The sequence below is a fragment of the Psychrobacillus soli genome (genome assembly GCF_006861775.1).
In the GTDB taxonomy this organism is placed as follows: domain Bacteria; phylum Bacillota; class Bacilli; order Bacillales_A; family Planococcaceae; genus Psychrobacillus; species Psychrobacillus soli.
Genome location: NZ_VDGG01000013.1, coordinates 1 through 16,459, shown reverse-complemented (window position 1 = coordinate 16,459; position 16,459 = coordinate 1). Strand labels below are relative to the sequence as shown.

Annotated in this window: 13 protein-coding genes and 1 other annotated feature; all 13 genes read left to right on the top strand. The window is 38.1% G+C overall.

The annotated features are described in order from the left end of the window. Positions 1 to 102: 102 nt before the first annotated feature. The 13 genes from lon to FG383_RS07480 all read left to right on the top strand — a co-directional run bounded on the left by lon (position 103) and on the right by FG383_RS07480 (position 16,308). Complete coding sequence (lon, locus tag FG383_RS07545) at positions 103 to 2,427, top strand: endopeptidase La (protein ID WP_142606533.1); 2,325 nt, start codon at positions 103 to 105, stop codon at positions 2,425 to 2,427. Further along, positions 2,424 to 3,005 carry a ribosome biogenesis GTP-binding protein YihA/YsxC gene (gene yihA / locus FG383_RS07540; RefSeq protein WP_142606531.1) on the top strand — a complete coding sequence of 194 codons (582 nt, stop codon included), beginning with the start codon at positions 2,424 to 2,426 and terminating at the stop codon, positions 3,003 to 3,005. Before lon ends, yihA begins: the two co-directional genes overlap by 4 nt. Before the next feature lie 390 nt (positions 3,006 to 3,395). Beyond that, positions 3,396 to 4,760, top strand: a complete 1,365-nt coding sequence (hemA, locus tag FG383_RS07535; protein WP_142606529.1) for a glutamyl-tRNA reductase — start codon at positions 3,396 to 3,398, stop codon at positions 4,758 to 4,760. Between the two features lie 86 nt (positions 4,761 to 4,846). Further along, on the top strand, positions 4,847 to 5,677 hold the full coding sequence (locus tag FG383_RS07530; protein WP_142606527.1) for a cytochrome C assembly family protein: 831 nt from the start codon (positions 4,847 to 4,849) through the stop codon (positions 5,675 to 5,677). A 17-nt stretch (positions 5,678 to 5,694) separates the two neighbouring features. Continuing rightward, the gene (gene hemC, locus FG383_RS07525; RefSeq protein WP_142606525.1) at positions 5,695 to 6,624 is read left to right on the top strand and encodes a hydroxymethylbilane synthase; all 930 of its coding nucleotides are present in this window, start codon (positions 5,695 to 5,697) and stop codon (positions 6,622 to 6,624) included. Next, on the top strand, positions 6,617 to 7,381 hold the full coding sequence (locus FG383_RS07520) for a uroporphyrinogen-III synthase (protein WP_142606522.1): 765 nt from the start codon (positions 6,617 to 6,619) through the stop codon (positions 7,379 to 7,381). The genes hemC and FG383_RS07520 overlap by 8 nt, the downstream gene beginning before the upstream one ends. Beyond that, positions 7,378 to 8,361 carry a porphobilinogen synthase gene (hemB, locus tag FG383_RS07515; RefSeq protein WP_142606520.1) on the top strand — a complete coding sequence of 328 codons (984 nt, stop codon included), beginning with the start codon at positions 7,378 to 7,380 and terminating at the stop codon, positions 8,359 to 8,361. The genes FG383_RS07520 and hemB overlap by 4 nt, the downstream gene beginning before the upstream one ends. Continuing rightward, the gene (hemL, locus tag FG383_RS07510; RefSeq protein WP_142606518.1) at positions 8,361 to 9,653 is read left to right on the top strand and encodes a glutamate-1-semialdehyde 2,1-aminomutase; all 1,293 of its coding nucleotides are present in this window, start codon (positions 8,361 to 8,363) and stop codon (positions 9,651 to 9,653) included. Before hemB ends, hemL begins: the two co-directional genes overlap by 1 nt. A gap of 266 nt (positions 9,654 to 9,919) precedes the next feature. Beyond that, positions 9,920 to 10,678, top strand: a complete 759-nt coding sequence (locus FG383_RS07505) for a GTP cyclohydrolase II (RefSeq protein WP_142606516.1) — start codon at positions 9,920 to 9,922, stop codon at positions 10,676 to 10,678. Then, positions 10,671 to 11,777 carry a bifunctional diaminohydroxyphosphoribosylaminopyrimidine deaminase/5-amino-6-(5-phosphoribosylamino)uracil reductase RibD gene (ribD, locus tag FG383_RS07500; protein ID WP_142606514.1) on the top strand — a complete coding sequence of 369 codons (1,107 nt, stop codon included), beginning with the start codon at positions 10,671 to 10,673 and terminating at the stop codon, positions 11,775 to 11,777. The genes FG383_RS07505 and ribD overlap by 8 nt, the downstream gene beginning before the upstream one ends. Beyond that, entirely contained in the window at positions 11,774 to 12,349 is a 576-nt protein-coding gene (locus FG383_RS07495) for a 5' nucleotidase, NT5C type (RefSeq protein WP_142606512.1), read from the top strand. Before ribD ends, FG383_RS07495 begins: the two co-directional genes overlap by 4 nt. A 60-nt stretch (positions 12,350 to 12,409) precedes the next feature. Next, positions 12,410 to 13,048, top strand: a complete 639-nt coding sequence (locus FG383_RS07490) for a hypothetical protein (RefSeq protein WP_142606510.1) — start codon at positions 12,410 to 12,412, stop codon at positions 13,046 to 13,048. Between the two features lie 227 nt (positions 13,049 to 13,275). Next, positions 13,276 to 13,502: a binding site (T-box leader), on the top strand. A 163-nt stretch (positions 13,503 to 13,665) separates the two neighbouring features. Further along, entirely contained in the window at positions 13,666 to 16,308 is a 2,643-nt protein-coding gene (locus FG383_RS07480; protein WP_142606506.1) for a valine--tRNA ligase, read from the top strand. Positions 16,309 to 16,459: the final 151 nt, after the last annotated feature.

The window sequence follows — 16,459 nt, the reverse complement described above, 5'->3', positions numbered from 1 at the left end:
TACGTTTCCTCTTGGAGAAAATAGGGAAGAGCGGTTATAGCAAGATTGAATTGTATTTTCTCATATGATTCGGACAGAATAAGTTGGAGGTGACTTCCCGAAATGGCAAACGAAAATATGACATACTATCCAGTATTACCCCTTAGAGGGTTATTAGTATTTCCTACAATGATTCTTCACGTCGATATTGGTCGTGAGCGTTCAATTGCAGCGTTAAATGAAGCTATGTTGCGTGAAGAAAAGTTGTTTTTAACTGCACAAAGAGATATGGCTTTGGAACAACCGGTAATGGAAGATGTATATGATGTCGGGGTTATTGCAACTGTAAAGCAAATGGTGAAGCTGCCAAACGGGACAATGCGTGTCTTAGTAGAAGGAGTGCAGCGCGCAATTTGGGACGATTATAGAAAAACTGATACATTTGATGAAGTAACTGTATCTGCATATATTGAACCAGAAAAAGCAGATCAGGAAGACGAAGCGCTCATGCGCACGTTACTACATAATTTTGAAAAGTATTCAAAGGTATCTAAAAGTGTATCAGAAGAAACATATAACTCCGTAGTTGATATTGAGGAACCTGGTCGATTAGCAGATATGATTGCGTCCCATTTACCTCTTAAAATTGCTGGTAAACAAGAAATTTTAGAAATAATGGATGTAAAAGAGCGATTAGAAGTGTTAATCGCACGATTATACAATGAACAGGAAATACTCAATTTAGAGCAAAAGATTAACACGCGTGTCAAACACGCAATGGAACGAACACAAAAAGAATTTTACCTGCGTGAGCAAATGAAAGCGATTCAAACCGAGCTTGGAGAAAAAGAAGGTAAAACTGGGGAAGTAGCAGAGTTAAAAAAGCGAATTGAAGAAGCAGGTCTACCAGAAACAACTAAAAAAAATGTATTAAAAGAATTAAATCGATATGAAAAATTACCATCCCAGGCGCCAGAAAGTGGCGTTATTCGGAATTATATCGATTGGATTGTGTCCATTCCTTGGTCGAAATCAACAGAAGATCAATTAGATATTAAACGTTCGGAACAAATATTAAATCGAGACCATGAAGGATTAGAGTCTGTGAAGGAACGGATTTTAGAATATTTAGCCGTTCGCCAATTGACGAAATCCTTACGTGGACCAATCCTTTGTTTAGCAGGACCTCCTGGGGTTGGGAAAACTTCTCTTGCGAAATCTATTGCTGAATCATTGGGCCGTAATTTTGTTCGTATTTCATTAGGTGGGGTGCGCGATGAGTCCGAAATTCGCGGGCATCGTCGAACATACGTAGGTGCAATGCCGGGGCGCATTATACAAGGGATGAAAAAAGCAGGGACGATAAACCCGCTATTTTTACTGGACGAAATCGATAAAATGTCGAATGACTTCAGAGGAGATCCTTCTGCTGCTATGCTAGAAGTATTGGATCCAGAGCAAAATAATACATTTAGTGACCATTATATTGAAGAAACATATGATTTATCTAATGTATTATTTATTGCTACTGCGAACGATTTAAGTACGATTCCTGGTCCATTACGAGATCGCATGGAGATTATTTCTCTTGCTGGATATACGGAAATGGAAAAGCTTTCAATTGCTAAAAATCATTTACTACCAAAGCAAATTAAAGAGCATGGCTTAACAAAATCTCAGCTTCAATTGAAAGATGATGCGATTATTGATATTATCCGCCATTTTACGCGAGAAGCAGGGGTACGTGGGTTAAATCGTGTATTAGCAAATGTTTGCCGAAAAGCGGCACTCCAAATTGTTTCTGGCGACAAAAAGCGGATAACTATTTCAACGAAAAATTTAGAAGATACAATTGGTAAACGGAAATTCAGATTCGGTTTAGCAGAAACAGAAAACCAAATAGGTGTAGCGACAGGACTAGCTTATACAACGGTTGGTGGCGATACATTGCAAATTGAAGTATCTTTATCAGCAGGAACTGGAAAACTTCAACTAACTGGGAAGCTCGGGGATGTGATGAAAGAATCTGCACAAACTGCATTATCATATGTCCGTTCGAAAGCAGAGGAATTTGGATTAGATGCATCATTTTATGAAAACAAAGATATTCATATCCATGTACCAGAAGGTGCAGTTCCGAAAGATGGACCATCTGCGGGAATTACAATTGTTACGGCTCTTGTATCCGCTTTGTCCAAACGTCCGATCAAACGAGAAATTGGAATGACTGGTGAAGTAACGTTAAGAGGAAGAGTATTACCAATTGGTGGATTAAAAGAAAAAACATTAAGTGCACATCGCGCTGGGTTAACAACTATTATTTGTCCACAAGACAATGAGCGCGATATTGAAGATATTCCAGAAAGTGTTCGAGAAGTATTAACGTTTCATTTTGTTTCCGATGCTCAAGAGGTGCTTCAATTAGCATTGGAGGAGACAAAAAAATGAAAATTAACAACGTAGAGCTACTTATAAGTGCTGTAAGACCAGCGCAATATCCAGAAGGGGACTTACCAGAATTCGCGTTAGCTGGACGTTCGAATGTTGGGAAATCGTCTTTCATCAATAAAATGATTGGTCGAAAAAGCATGGCGCGTATTTCATCTAAGCCAGGGAAAACACAAACGTTAAATTTTTATAAATTAGAAGAAGATTTACTGTTTGTGGATGTACCTGGATATGGTTATGCGAAAGTATCTAAAACAGAACGTGCGGCGTGGGGGAAAATGATTGAAACTTATTTTACCTCACGTGAGGTGCTAAAGGCGGTAATATTAATCGTCGATTTAAGACATCCGCCGACAGCAGATGATTGCATGATGTATGATTTTTTAAAGCATTATAATATCCCTTGTATCGTAATTGCAACAAAGGCAGATAAAATTCCAAAAGGTAAATGGGATAAACACAAAAAAATTGTTTCAGATGAATTACAAATGGAAAAAGGTGACCCGCTAGTCGTATTCTCCTCTGAAAAAGGACTCGGCTTCGACGCAGCTTGGGCTGAGATTGAAAGTAGAATGTAACCATTTTTTAGCAACCAGGTTGCTTAGTTGATTAAAAAAGATTATGTAGGGTAATATAACGCTACATAATCTTTTTTTTGTGCAGTAAATAAAAGTCTGTATAATATAAGGGGGCGTTTTGTACTGAATGGAGAAGTGGCCGCTCAAACTCTTGCTCAGAAAGCAAGCGGAAAGTTTCGTAAAACAACAAGTTCACGCTTTTTATTGCTAATTTTCTGCATATTTCGCATTCAAGCTATTGCCTTGTAATAGGTCAGGTTGTTTGTTAATATTATTTTATAATCATTCTAATTAAGATTTCATAGCTTGTTCACAAATGGGTAAGAACCTTAGGGGAAGCTATGTTATAATTGGACATATGAAATGAACGTGAAAGGGAGACATGATTCCATGCATACAATCGTGGTAGGTGTCAATTACCGTACTGCTCCAGTTGAAATTCGAGAAAAGCTATCATTTGTCGAAACAGAGCTTCCGAACGCAATGCGAGCATTACAAGGGCAAAAAAGCATACTAGAAAATGTCATTGTATCTACTTGTAACCGAACAGAAATTTATGCGACTGTTGATCAGTTGCATACAGGCAAATATTATGTGAAGCAATTTTTAGCAAATTGGTTTGATATACCATTAGAAGACTTATCTAGCTATTTATTTATCCATGAGGATAATGAAGCGAATAAATATTTATTTCGAGTTACAGCAGGGATAGATTCGATGGTACTTGGTGAGACACAAATATTAGGTCAAGTGAGAAAAAGCTTTCTAAACGGGCAAGAAAATGGAACAACCGGTACTGTTTTCAATCAATTATTTAAACAAGCGGTTACATTCGCCAAACGTGCACATTCAGAGACGGCTATTGGTGAAAATGCAGTTTCTGTTTCCTATGCAGCAGTAGAGCTAGGAAAGAAAATTTTCGGTGCGTTAAAACATAAACATGTAGTCATCTTAGGTGCTGGAAAAATGGGAGAACTTGCCATTCAAAACTTGCACGGTAGTGGTGCAGAAAAAGTGACGGTTATTAACCGGACATATGTAAAAGCGAAAGAGCTTGCAGAGAAGTTTGATGGAAATGCAAAACCAATGGACGAGCTACAATGTGCCTTATTGGAAGCGGACATTTTAATCAGTTCAACAGGTTCGACAGAATTCGTCATTGATTATGAGTTAATGCAGTTAGTAGAACGTTTACGTAAAGGAAAACCGCTATTTATGGTAGATATCGCTGTACCACGTGATTTAGATCCACGGATTGGTGATTTACCAAATGTGTTTTTATATGATATCGATGATTTGCAAGGAATTGTCGAAGCGAACTTAGTGGAGCGAGAACGAGCAGCTAGTCAAATTAACCAAATGATTGGAACTGAAATTGAACAATTTAATGATTGGTTAACAACACTTGGAGTAGTGCCAATTATTTCAGCACTTCGCGAAAAAGCAAACAAAATACAAAGTGAAACAATGGCTTCCATTGAAAATAAAATGCCAGATTTAACAGAACGTGAACGAAAAATTTTAAACAAACATACAAAATCCATTATCAATCAGCTTTTAAAAGAGCCTATTTTGCAAGTGAAAGAATTATCCACAGCAAAAGACTCGGTTGAACAACTTCAACTATTCCAACAAATTTTTGGAATTGAAGAAGATGTACAAAATGAAATAGTTGATCAAGCTCAAAAAGCAAAAATCAGTCTAAAACATTCTTTAATGGAGTCTCAAAATTTAAAAGGAAATTTGTCGTTTTAACAAAGAAAAAGGAGGTGTTTTTTATATCTGTGTGGAAACTAATAGATATATAAAACGCCTTTTTATTATGTAGAGGGAGATTAGATATGGCTGATTTGACGATGACACGGCTGCACGAGATAATGGTCGTCCTCCAATCCGTTAGTCTTGTTTTTTATTTTATCGATTATTTGAATAAAGATCGTCATGCACACCGAATTGCCGTTCGGCTGCTCTCCATTGTTTGGTTATTGCAAACGGTGTTTTTAGTGTTATATATAGTCGAAACGAAGCGATTTCCAATACTCTCTTTGTTTGAGGGAATCTATTTTTATGCATGGTTGATCATCATATTGTCTTTAGTTTTGCAAATTATATTTCGCTTAGATTTACCCGCATTCTTTTTGAATGTGATTGGATTTATCTTTATGACAATTCATACCTTTGCGCCAAATCAGATTGAACAGTCTGCAGTTGGTGATACACTGCGATCGGAGTTACTATTTATTCATATTACGTTTGCTCTATTAGCATATGTAGCTTTTTCTTTATCATTTGTTTTTTCGACATTATACTTAATCTTATATCGTGTACTTAAAAAGAAAAAATGGACGAAGCAATTTTCTAGATTGCCTTCTTTAAAACAAGCAGAAACTGGGATGACATTATCTATTTTAGTAGGAGTCCCGCTATTGTTTGTAAGTTTAGTTCTTGGGTTAGAATGGGCGTATGTATCCTTAGAGGTATTTTCTATTGCTGATTTTAAAATAGTTAGTTCTTTCTTCTTATTAGTTATGTATATTGTCGTCTTAGTAATCAAAAAACGAGCAAGATTTATAGGGACAAACTATGCTTGGGTTCATATATATGCATTTTTATTTGTATTGATCAATTTTCTATTAGGTAGTCAATTCTCACAATTCCATCTATGGTATTAAAGAAAGGTAGCGAAGTTATGCGTAAAATTATTGTAGGTTCAAGAAGAAGTAAGTTAGCTTTAACACAAACTAATTGGTTTATACAACAAATGAAAGATATGGGTGCACCTTTTGAGTTTGAAGTAAAAGAAATCGTTACAAAAGGGGATCAAATTTTAGATGTGACATTATCTAAAGTTGGCGGAAAAGGTCTTTTTGTTAAAGAAATTGAACAAGCATTATACGACAAAGAAATCGATTTTGCGGTACATAGTATGAAAGATATGCCTTCTGTCATGCCTCCAGGTTTAGTAATGGGATGTACGCCTAAACGAGTGGATGAGCGCGATGCATTTATCTCAACAGGCCATGTAAAGTTTGCGGATCTACCAAAGGGAGCAATAGTTGGAACGAGTAGTTTACGAAGAAGTGCTCAACTGCTATTAATGCGTTCGGATATCGAGATTAAGTGGATTCGAGGAAATGTGGATACGAGACTTCAAAAGCTTCAAAATGGCGAATATGATGCGATTATTTTAGCTGCAGCAGGACTTAAACGCCTTGGCTGGAGTGATGAAGTAGTAACGGAATATTTATCTACGGAAGATTGTGTGCCAGCAGTAGGGCAAGGGTCTTTAGCGATTGAATGTCGCGAAGATGATGCTGAATTACTGGCAGAGCTTGCGAAGCTTTCGGATAAAGAAACTTGGGATACTGTACATGCAGAACGTGCGTTTTTAGCTGCAATGGATGGCGGATGTCAAGTTCCTATAGCTGGATATGCGGTTATGAATGGCGAAGAAATTACCATGACGGGGTTAGTTGCAGCTCCGGATGCATCTGTCGTATTTAAAGAAGTAGTAACAGGGACAGATGCGGAAGCAGTAGGAAAAGAAGTAGCACGACTTGTTACAGAGCAAGGAGCATATGATTTAATCCAACAAGTAAAGGCAGATTTAAATGTCTAATCAGCATCCTTTACAAGATGAGCACGTCATTTTTACTGGAATACTACGATCATCCGCCGCGGTGGATCTCACTTTACGACTAGGGGGTATTCCTGTAATTGCTCCTCTAATAACGACGCAAGAAATTGTTTCACTAGAAGATAAACAGAAACTACTTGCTTGTTACGAATACGATTGGCTTATTTTTACGAGTCAAAGTAGCGTACATGCATTTTTTTCGAAAATAGAAACACATGAAATAGACGTATCTACTATTAAAGCTAAAATTGCTGCGGTTGGTTCGAAAACTGCATGTGCAATAGAAAGTTTAGGTCTTCACGTCAGTTTCACTCCTACTATTTTTAGTGCAGATGTATTTGTGAAAGAGTTTCCAACATTTTCAGCTGCACACGAAAGTTGTCTATTTTTCAAAGGGAATCTTGCAAAAAATACTATTGTTGATGGATTACCAAATGTGATCGATACATGGACTATATACGAAACAGTTGAAGTAGATGAGAATACGGAACAAGTTCGAGCACTTCTAGAAAGTGGAGAAAGCTGCTCGCTCATTTTCACAAGTCCTTCTACTGCGAATGTATTTCATCGAAGTATAGGCGTTCATACAGGTTATGATCGATTTACCATTTGTACGATTGGACATATTACGAAAAACTATTTGGAATTATTAGGTGCGACCGTTCAAGTCATGCCAGACACATATACATTATTAGATGTAGTGAATAAATTAGCGGATTGGAAAGGAAGAGTACAATGACAGAGTTAGTATTTCAACGTCACCGTAGATTAAGAAAAACAGCTGGTATTAGAGCAATGGTCAAAGAAACATATTTACATAAAGAAGATTTAATCTATCCGATTTTCGTCATAGATGGGGAAAATATTAAAAACCCAGTAGCTTCTATGCCTGGTGTATTTCAATTTTCTTTAGACCGTTTAAGAGAAGAGATAGATGAAGTTGTATCACTAGGAATCCCTTCTGTTATTTTATTTGGACTTCCTGCAGAGAAAGATGCAGTTGGCACGCAAGCATATCATGATCACGGCATTGTTCAACAAGCAATTCGTTTTATAAAAGAACGTCATCCCGGGTTAGTAGTCATTGCAGATACTTGTCTATGCGAATTCACAGATCATGGGCATTGCGGTGTAGTGGATGCAGATGAGCGAATTTTAAATGATCCGTCCCTTGATTTATTAGCTAAAACGGCAATAAGCCAAGCGGAAGCAGGTGCAGATATTATTGCCCCTTCAAATATGATGGACGGCTTTGTTACTGCTATCCGTCATGGTTTAGATGCAGCAGGATTTGCAGATGTGCCCATTATGTCTTATGCGGTGAAATATGCTTCTGCGTATTATGGTCCATTCCGTGAAGCGGCAGATGGAGCACCAAAATTTGGAGACCGTAAAACGTATCAAATGGATTATTCGAATCGTTCAGAAGCAATCCGTGAAGCAACTTCTGATATCGAAGAAGGTGCGGATATGCTAATCGTGAAACCAGCACTTGCTTACTTAGATATTATTCGCGATGTGAAAAATAACTTTGATGCACCAATCGTTGCTTATAACGTAAGTGGGGAATATGCTATGGTAAAAGCAGCTGCGATTAACGGCTGGATTAACGAAAAAGAAACGGTACTAGAAACGTTAACAGGAATGAAACGTGCTGGAGCAGATATTATTTTAACGTATCATGCAAAAGACGTAGCACGTTGGTTGGAGGAGAAATAATGACAAAATCATATGACTTATCTAAACAAGCTTTTACAGAAGCAAAAGAATTAATGCCAGGTGGCGTAAATAGTCCAGTTCGTGCATTTAAATCAGTGGATATGGATCCGATATTCATGGCAAGTGGTAAAGGTGCTATTTTAACGGATATCGATGGCAATGAATACATCGACTATGTATTATCTTGGGGTCCACTTATTTTAGGACATACGGAGCCAAATGTAGTGAAAGCGATTCAAACAGTAGCGGAAACTGGTACAAGTTTTGGGGCTTCGACATTAATCGAGAACAAACTTGCCAAACTCGTAATGGAACGAGTTCCATCTATCGAAATGGTTCGTATGGTATCTTCTGGTACGGAAGCGACAATGAGTGCACTTCGTTTAGCGCGTGGGTATACAGGAAGAAATAAAATATTGAAATTTGAAGGTAGTTATCACGGTCATGGGGATAGCTTGCTTATTAAAGCGGGTTCTGGAGTCGCTACGCTAGGTTTACCGGATAGTCCTGGTGTTCCTGAGTCAATTGCGAAGAACACGATTGCGGTACCTTATAATGATTTAGAAAGCGTACGCCATGTGTTTGAGAACTTTGGTGATGATTTAGCAGCTGTTATTGTGGAACCAGTAGCAGGAAATATGGGTGTTGTTCCACCAGTAGAAGGCTTTTTAGAAGGATTACGCGCGTTAACCGAGCAAAATGGAACTGTTTTAATCTTTGACGAAGTAATGACAGGATTCCGTGTTGGGTACAATTGTGCACAAGGTTATTTTGGGATTACACCAGATTTAACTTGTCTTGGAAAAGTAATCGGTGGCGGTCTACCTGTTGGTGCTTTCGGTGGGAAACGTGAAATAATGGAGATGATCGCTCCAAGTGGTCCTGTTTATCAAGCTGGAACACTTTCAGGGAATCCACTTGCAATGACGGCGGGATATGAAACGCTTTCTCGTTTAAATGAAGAGTCATATGAATATTTCATTAAACTAGGTGACCAACTAGAAAAAGGTTTCCGTGAAGCAGCAACAAAATATAATATTCCACATACGGTGAATCGTGCTGGGTCGATGATTGGATTTTTCCTAACAAATGAAGACGTAATTAATTTTGATACAGCGAAAACGTCGGATTTGGAACTATTCGCGAAGTATTTCCGTCTAATGGCAGAAGAGGGTATTTATTTACCACCTTCTCAATATGAAGGCTTGTTCTTATCCAGTGCACATACAGAAGCGCATATCGAAAAAACAATACAAGCATTCCACACTGTATTTGAAAAACTAGCCAAGTAATAACGAAGAGCCTTGTACATGCAAGGCTCTTTTTATCTTAAGAGGAATATGAAGTAGATGGTACGTCATCATATAGAGATACTGCGTGGTAATGCGTCACCTAATAGCTCTTTTACCACGCAGTATCCCTATAATACGTGAGGGTCATTTAGTCCAACATATTTGACATAATTAGATTACTAAAATATAATTGCTTACGAAAAGTAATCTATAACGAATAATATAGATGAAAACGCAATTTAGTTACAAGAAAAGAGGAATATAGCATGGTTAATATACAAACTGCTACAAATGACGCCATTAATGTTTTAAAAGATAAAATACAAATACTGAAAGCTGAAGAAGGTTCTATCTATTTAGTTGGTCCTGTCCGACTTCCTGTTAATTTACACGGAGAAACAGTCGTTTTCCAATGGTATTGCTGGTTAAATAGCAAAGAAGAAACAGAGGATATCGGGCAAATCATTGACAATTTATCTTCTGCTAATTTGGCTGAGTATCAACAATCGAGTGTACTCGTTTATGGTGATTTTCATCAGGATGAAGAAGCGTTAATCCGTATGCATTCTATTTGCCATACAGGTGATATTTTTGGAAGCAAACGATGCGACTGTGGTTTCCAGTTGAAACAGTCCATGCAAATGATCGTAGAAAATGGTTCGGGTGCTCTATTTTACTTAGCAAATCACGAAGGTAGAGGGATTGGTTTATTCAGTAAAGCAATGGCTTACATCTTGCAAGAAAACGGTTCAGATACAGTAGAAGCAAACGAAAAATTAGGTTTTGTCGATGATTCTAGAAATTATAGTGATGCAATTGAAGTACTAAAAGCATTACGCTCAAAACCTGTAACGTTAATAACGAACAATCCGAAAAAGCTAAAAGCATTGAAAGATGCTGGATTGTCTGTGTCAGGTCGCACGCCTCTATGGGGCGATGTCTCTGAATATAATGAAAGCTATTTACAAACGAAGATCAACCGCTCAGGACATTTGGAGGAAGAAGGTACATTTCTACATGACTAATCATGCATTTTATATGGATCTTGCCCTTCAAAATGCGCAAGCGATGAAAGGACAAACAGATCCAAATCCACTCGTTGGATCAGTGATCGTGAATGATAATCGTATTGTTGGAATAGGTGCTCATATGAAAGCAGGAGAACCTCATGCGGAGATTCATGCGCTAAGTATGGCAGGGGACAAAGCAAAAGGGGCTACGATTTATGTGACGCTTGAGCCTTGTTCTCATCACGGCAGAACAGGCCCATGTGCAGAAGCTATCGTGAAAGCTGGCATTCAAACGGTTGTTATTGCGACGCTAGACCCTAATCCTGTCGTATCGGGACGAGGAGTCAAAATCTTAGAAGATGCAGGTATTGGGGTAATTGTAGGTGTGGAAGAAGAAGCATCTCGTAAGATGAATGAAGTGTTTAATAAATTCATAGTGGAAAATAAACCATTTGTGACAATGAAATCAGGCATTACGCTTGATGGAAAAATTGCTTCTCATACAGGTCATAGTAAATGGATTACATCGGAAGACGCAAGACTCGATGTGCATCATTTACGAAATGAACATATGGCGATATTAGTAGGAGTTAATACGGTGATTGCAGACAATCCCGAGTTAACGACTCGAATTCCAAATGGACGAAATCCGCTTCGGGTTGTCCTAGATTCGACTTTAAAAATACCGCTCGAATCGAAATTAGTCACAGATAAGCTAGCGGATACATGGATTTTTACAAGTGCAAACTACAACGAAGAAAAGAAAGTCGCTTTAGAGAAACTAGGTATTTCTGTTTTCCATACTACTGCTCCAAAACATGTAGATCCGGTTGAAGTAGTAACCATTTTAGGAGAAAAATCGATCTCTTCTTTATTAATAGAAGGTGGAGGCACGATTAACGCAGCATTTTTAGAAAACCAATTAATCGATAAAGCAATTATTTATATCGCGCCAAAATTAATCGGTGGAAAACATGCACCTTCGTTTATGGCAGGCACTGGAATTGAAAGTATGGACGACGCAGTGGAACTAGAGGATACAGACATTGTTAAAATCGGGAAAGATTTTAAGTTCGTCGGATATCCAGTATATAAAAGAGGGATCATGGAATGAGATTTGGATTTGATATTGACGACACATTGATTAATCTTCGTGAACATGCTTTTCAACTTTACAATAAAAAGTTGAATCAAACGATTCCGCTTGAAATTTTTCACACTTTAGAAAAAGTGGAAATTCATGAGCCTTTTGGAATGACTGCTGTGGAAGGTTCACAAATGTGGAATGACTCTTTGGAGGAAATATATTATACGAATTGCCCAGCTTACCCAAATGCAGTAGAAATATTGCAACAATTGACGGATGAAGGGCATGAAGTTTTTTATATAACTGCTAGGCCAACAGAACATGGGGACCGAACAAAAGCTTGGTTAATACAACAAGGCTTTCCAGTAAAAGACGAAAATTTCTATTGTGGAATGAAAGATCAAGAAAAAGTAACTATAATTCAAAAGTTGCAGTTAGATTATTATTTTGATGACAAGCCGGATGTGTTAAACACATTAACTGATTGCAAAACGAAAGTATATGTTAAAACACAATCCTATAACAAGCATCTAACAATTCCAAGATTTTCAGATTGGTCGGAATGGAAGCAACTCGGAAAGGAACAGAACCACAAGTAAAACGCGGTTCTATTCTTACCTAATTTTTCATAAGTTGTCCTATATGAAGGAGGATGACAAATGCAAGCGAAAAATTGGGATGTAAAAGAACAATTTCTTTTTCCTGCAAGCTTTGGTGTGCCAAAAGAAATAAGAACGGTGGCAGTTACTCCACAATTTGAACAAAGTGAAACAGCAGAATCGATCCAAATTGTGGGGATTTACCATATTACCTGTCATGTTGAGTTCGAAAAAGGTGAACATGCACATCATGCTACGAGTGAAGCAACACAAATTGAGGATTTAGATGTACAAGGTGAAGTAGGTTATTTTGAATACGCTGTTCCAATGAGTGTAGAAATTGCCAAGGATAAAATACGGGCAGGCAGCTCACCTACTTTGAACGTTCAACATGTGAATGCGAAGACAACAGAGCATGCAGCGATTGAAATTGCATGGTCTGTTCATTGCCAATTTGAAGGTCCCAATGAGCAAGAAGTAGAATTCGAAATTGAGATTGAAAAGAAAATAGAACTGGAACCCATATCGGATGAAAGAGACACGAAAGAAACAAATAAACTAGAGAACACAACTAAATTAGAGAGTACAAATAAAGAAGAGTCAGAACTTCAATTCATTTTGGATTTGGATGATGGCTACTCCAAAATTTCATATCCATCAAATTATGTCTCTGTAAAACAAAAAACAGAGGAACAGTAATAAAACAAGTATTAAAATGTCCCAAGTGGTTGGGACAATTAAAACACGTATTACTTGAAAACCGCAAATAGGAATAATAACACCTTTACAGTAAAAACGCGTTCTACGCAGCCAATCAGGTAATAAATATGGGTTATAGCCTTTTCTTTTCATAATATTCTCCTTTCACGAGACTTGACTTGACGACATATCATAAGATTAGGTACAATATGAACAAACAATTGAATATGGATGCAATGAATGGGAAGAGTAAAATGACTTGGTTATCAAAAGAAAGGAAACAACTTGCTGAAATGTTTCTGTTAATCACCATTTGAAGGTAGCCCATGAGCAGCATTTGTGAACTTATAGTAGCAATTGCCGGTTTGAAGCCGTTATCTAATTGAGAGCGTGATGTGCATTTTTGCATCTGCGAATAAAGGTGGTACCGCGAACAAACTCCTTCGTCCTTTAGTGACGACTGGAGTTTTTTTATATTCATTCACGAGTTGAATGAATATAAAGCCTCCGGCGGATGTCGCAGATTTTGAAAGGAGTTAATCGAGCAAGCTCGATTCAAAATCTGGACGCAATTACACCGAGGCGTAATTGATATTCTTTTTTTAGGAGGAAAAAATATGACAAATGAGACGACGATGCCAACTAAGTACGATCCTCAATCGATTGAAAAAGGTCGATATGAGTGGTGGCTGGAAGGGAAATTCTTCGAAGCCCACCCTGAAAGTGACAAAAAACCGTATACAATCGTAATACCACCACCAAACGTAACTGGGAAATTACATTTAGGTCACGCTTGGGACACTACTTTACAAGATATTCTGACACGTATGAAACGTATGCAAGGGTACGATGCACTTTGGTTACCTGGTATGGACCATGCAGGTATTGCTACACAAGCAAAAGTAGAAGAAAAGCTGCGTTCGGAAAATATTTCTCGCTATGATCTAGGTCGCGAAAAGTTTGTCGAAGAAACATGGAAATGGAAAGAAGAGTATGCTGGCCATATCCGTGCACAATGGGCAAAACTTGGTCTTGGTCTAGACTACTCACGTGAGCGTTTCACATTAGACGAAGGCTTATCGAATGCGGTAAAAGAAGTATTCGTTAAGCTTTACAATAAAGGACTAATTTATCGCGGTGAATACATTATTAACTGGGATCCTGCAACTAAAACGGCGCTTTCCGATATCGAAGTAATACACAAAGATGTACAGGGTGCATTCTATCATATGCATTACCCACTGACAGATGGTACTGGTTCCATCGACGTTGCGACGACTCGACCGGAAACGATGCTTGGAGATACAGCAGTTGCCGTACATCCTGAAGATGACCGATATAAACATTTAATCGGAAAAACAGTTAAACTACCAATCGTTGGTCGCGAAATTCCAATCGTTGGGGATGATTACGTAGATATGGAATTCGGTAGTGGAGCAGTGAAAATTACACCTGCGCATGACCCGAATGACTTTGAAATCGGTAACCGCCACAATTTAGAACGAATTTTAGTTATGAATGAAGACGGTACGATGAATAAAAACGCAGCATCTTATGACGGTATGGATCGTTTTGCTTGTCGTAAACAAATCGTAAAAGATTTACAAGATGCAGGTGTGTTATTCAAAATTGAAGAACATTTACATTCAGTAGGGCATTCAGAGCGTAGTGGAGCAGTTGTTGAACCATATCTTTCATTACAATGGTTCGTTAAAATGCAGCCGCTTGCAGAAGAAGCAGTTAAGTTACAACAAGCAGAAGAAAAAGTAAACTTCGTACCTGATCGCTTTGAAAAAACATATTTAAATTGGATGGAAAATATACATGATTGGTGTATTTCTCGCCAATTATGGTGGGGACATCGAATTCCTGCTTGGTACCATAAAGAAACAGGCGAAGTATACGTTGGACACGACGCTCCAGCGGACGCTGAGAATTGGCAACAAGACGAAGACGTGCTAGATACTTGGTTCTCCTCAGCACTATGGCCATTTTCAACACTTGGTTGGCCGAATGCTGAAGACGAAGAGTGGAAAAAGTATTATCCAACGAATGCACTTGTAACTGGTTATGATATTATATTCTTCTGGGTTTCTCGTATGATTTTCCAAGGAATCGAATTTACAGGAACTCGTCCATTTGAAGATGTATTAATCCATGGACTTGTTCGGGCAGAAGATGGGCGTAAAATGTCTAAATCACTTGGAAACGGTATTGACCCAATGGACGTAATCGACCAATACGGTGCCGATTCTCTACGTTATTTCTTAAGTACTGGTTCATCACCTGGGCAAGATTTACGTTTCTCGACGGAAAAAGTAGAAGCTGTTTGGAACTTTGCCAATAAAATTTGGAATGCATCTCGTTTTGCATTGATGAATATGGATGGCTTGAAATTTGAAGAGATTAATCTAGATGGTAAAAAATCAGTTGCCGATGCATGGATTTTAACTCGTCTAAACGAAACAATCGAGCAAGTAACAAGACTTTCAGACAAATATGAGTTTGGTGAAGTTGGGCGCGCTCTTTATAACTTCATCTGGGATGATTTCTGTGACTGGTATATTGAAATGTCCAAACTTCCGCTTAACGGAGACGACGAAGAAGCGAAGAAAATAACTCGTTCTGTATTAGCATATGTTCTTGATCAGACAATGAGACTATTACATCCGTTTATGCCATTCATCACAGAAGAAATTTGGCAAAACCTTCCGCATGAAGGGGAGTCTATTACAGTAGCCGCTTGGCCAACCGTGAACGAAGCCCTTTCCAATAAAGAAGAAGCAGCTAGCATGAAATTACTTGCAGAAATCATTCGTTCTGTACGTAATATTCGCTCAGAAGTACAAACACCAATGAGCAAAAAAGTACCATTATATATATCTGTAAAAGATACAGAAACGTTAGCTGTACTAGAAGCAAACGCAAAATATTTAGAGCGTTTCTGTAACCCAGAACCTCTTGTAATCGGTCAAGATTTAGATGCACCTGGTCAATCGATGTCAGCAGTTGTAACTGGAGCAGTTTTATATCTTCCACTACAAGGATTAATCGATATTGATGCAGAAAAAGCTCGTTTAGAAAAAGAACTAGAGAAATGGGCAAAAGAAGTGAAGCTAGTTCAAGGAAAACTATCAAATGAACGCTTCGTATCCAAAGCTCCAGAAGCAGTAGTTGCGGAAGAACGTGCAAAAGAACAAGATTATTTAGAAAAACATGCAACAGTATTAAAACGTTTAGAAGAATTGAAAAACTTGTAAGAAAAAAGAGTGAGTGGAGATGAGTGAACTGAGCCCTTTAAAGTAGACAGTTTAATAAAAAGAGAGTTTGCAGTTTAGGCTGCGATGAGATGGTTTCGGTATGCTTCCGGAGCCATCTTTTTTAAATCCCATTGCTTTCGTTCTGAGTTGT

What these genes read in the sequence shown, in the direction of transcription:
- FG383_RS07495 (WP_142606512.1), top strand. Translation starts at nt 11,774, where the DNA reads ATGAGATTTGGATTTGATATTGACGACACATTGATTAATCTTCGTGAA.
- hemA (WP_142606529.1), top strand. Translation starts at nt 3,396, where the DNA reads ATGCATACAATCGTGGTAGGTGTCAATTACCGTACTGCTCCAGTTGAA.
- hemB (WP_142606520.1), top strand. Translation starts at nt 7,378, where the DNA reads ATGACAGAGTTAGTATTTCAACGTCACCGTAGATTAAGAAAAACAGCT.
- FG383_RS07530 (WP_142606527.1), top strand. Translation starts at nt 4,847, where the DNA reads ATGGCTGATTTGACGATGACACGGCTGCACGAGATAATGGTCGTCCTC.
- FG383_RS07520 (WP_142606522.1), top strand. Translation starts at nt 6,617, where the DNA reads ATGTCTAATCAGCATCCTTTACAAGATGAGCACGTCATTTTTACTGGA.
- hemC (WP_142606525.1), top strand. Translation starts at nt 5,695, where the DNA reads ATGCGTAAAATTATTGTAGGTTCAAGAAGAAGTAAGTTAGCTTTAACA.
- yihA (WP_142606531.1), top strand. Translation starts at nt 2,424, where the DNA reads ATGAAAATTAACAACGTAGAGCTACTTATAAGTGCTGTAAGACCAGCG.
- ribD (WP_142606514.1), top strand. Translation starts at nt 10,671, where the DNA reads ATGACTAATCATGCATTTTATATGGATCTTGCCCTTCAAAATGCGCAA.
- hemL (WP_142606518.1), top strand. Translation starts at nt 8,361, where the DNA reads ATGACAAAATCATATGACTTATCTAAACAAGCTTTTACAGAAGCAAAA.
- FG383_RS07490 (WP_142606510.1), top strand. Translation starts at nt 12,410, where the DNA reads ATGCAAGCGAAAAATTGGGATGTAAAAGAACAATTTCTTTTTCCTGCA.
- FG383_RS07480 (WP_142606506.1), top strand. Translation starts at nt 13,666, where the DNA reads ATGACAAATGAGACGACGATGCCAACTAAGTACGATCCTCAATCGATT.
- FG383_RS07505 (WP_142606516.1), top strand. Translation starts at nt 9,920, where the DNA reads ATGGTTAATATACAAACTGCTACAAATGACGCCATTAATGTTTTAAAA.
- lon (WP_142606533.1), top strand. Translation starts at nt 103, where the DNA reads ATGGCAAACGAAAATATGACATACTATCCAGTATTACCCCTTAGAGGG.